This window comes from Roseivirga sp. UBA1976, from assembly GCF_002336325.1.
GTDB lineage: Bacteria > Bacteroidota > Bacteroidia > Cytophagales > Cyclobacteriaceae > Roseivirga > Roseivirga thermotolerans.
In genome coordinates this window covers 1-1,396 of the sequence record NZ_DDDQ01000034.1, presented here as the reverse complement: position 1 = coordinate 1,396, position 1,396 = coordinate 1, and the positions used below count along the sequence as shown (strand labels likewise).

The 1,396-nt window shown below is 46.3% G+C and carries 1 protein-coding gene; it reads left to right on the top strand.

Annotated features, from left to right (window positions below; genetic code table 11):
- On the top strand, window positions 1-1,347 hold a 1,347-nt coding region (locus tag B3763_RS03165; RefSeq protein ID WP_286743588.1), incomplete at its 5' end, for a biotin/lipoyl-containing protein.
- Window positions 1,348-1,396: the final 49 nt, after the last annotated feature.

Below are 1,396 nucleotides of genomic sequence, written 5' to 3'. Positions count from 1 at the left end.
ATGGCTCGGGCACTGGAAGACGAAGGAGCCCATATTATAGCCATTAAAGATATGGCAGGTTTGCTAAAGCCCGAAGCAGCTACCGTATTGGTAAGTGCTCTTAAAGAAACGGTGAATTTACCCATTCACCTGCACACTCACGATACATCGTCCATGCAAGCCACCACATACTTTAAAGCCATAGAAGCTGGAGTAGATATTGTGGATGTGGCCATTGCTTCCATGTCAGGTCTTACTTCTCAACCCAATTTTAACTCGCTGGCAGCGGCACTCAAGGGGCATCCCCGAGACCCTAAGATTGATGTGCAAAACCTGAATAAGTATGCCAATTACTGGGAAGATGTGCGCGAATATTACTACCCCTTCGAAAGCGGTCTGAAGGCCGGCACAGCTGAGGTGTACGACCATGAGATACCGGGCGGGCAATACTCCAACCTAAGACCACAGGCTGCTGCTCTGGGCCTGGAGCATAAGTTTGAAGAGGTAAAGCGTAATTATGCGGTGGTCAACAAAATGTTTGGAGATTTAGTAAAGGTGACCCCGTCTAGCAAGGTGGTTGGCGACATGGCCATATTTATGACTTCTAACAACCTGACACCGGCCGATATACTGGAACGTGGCGAGACCCTCTCTTTTCCGGAGTCAGTCATTAGCTTGTTCAGGGGAGATCTGGGGCAAATGCCTGGAGGTTTTCCGCAAGAGCTTTCCAGAATTATTCTAAAAGGCGAAAAGCCATATACAGACCGGCCAAACGCACACCTGGAGCCCGTAGACTTTGATAAGGAGTTTAAAGCGTTTCAGCAAGAGTTCGACATTTACTGCGATGAGCTGGACTTTCTTTCGTACAAGTTATACCCCAAAGTTTTTAAGGATTTCTATCAGCATTGGCAAAACTATGGAGCCGTTTGGCAACTACCTACCAAGGCATTTTTCTTTGGCTTAAAGCCTAATGAAGAGGTGTTTGTGGAGATTGGGAAAGGCAAGCATATCATTATTAAGATGCTCTATATTGCTGAGCCCGATGAAAACGGAATGCGCAAAGTGTACTTTGAGCTGAATGGCCAAACACGGGTGATCGATGTTCGGGATCAGAACCTTAAAGTTACTAAGGTTGCCAACCGCAAGGTAGATGGTGAACATCAAGTAGGAGCACCTCTGCAAGGCAGAATTGCTGAAGTAAAAGTGAATGTCGGTGATACTGTAAAAGAAAATCAGGCTCTTTTTGTAGTTGAAGCTATGAAAATGGAGACAACAGTCTCAGCTCCTGAAGCCGGAAAGGTAAAGGCCATTTATCTCAAAGGCGGAGATATGGTTGAACAGGACGACCTGGTGGTTGAATTGGAATAGGTTTACGATTCCGGCAGTTGCCGATGATTGGGGAGAGTTGAAAAGGCTT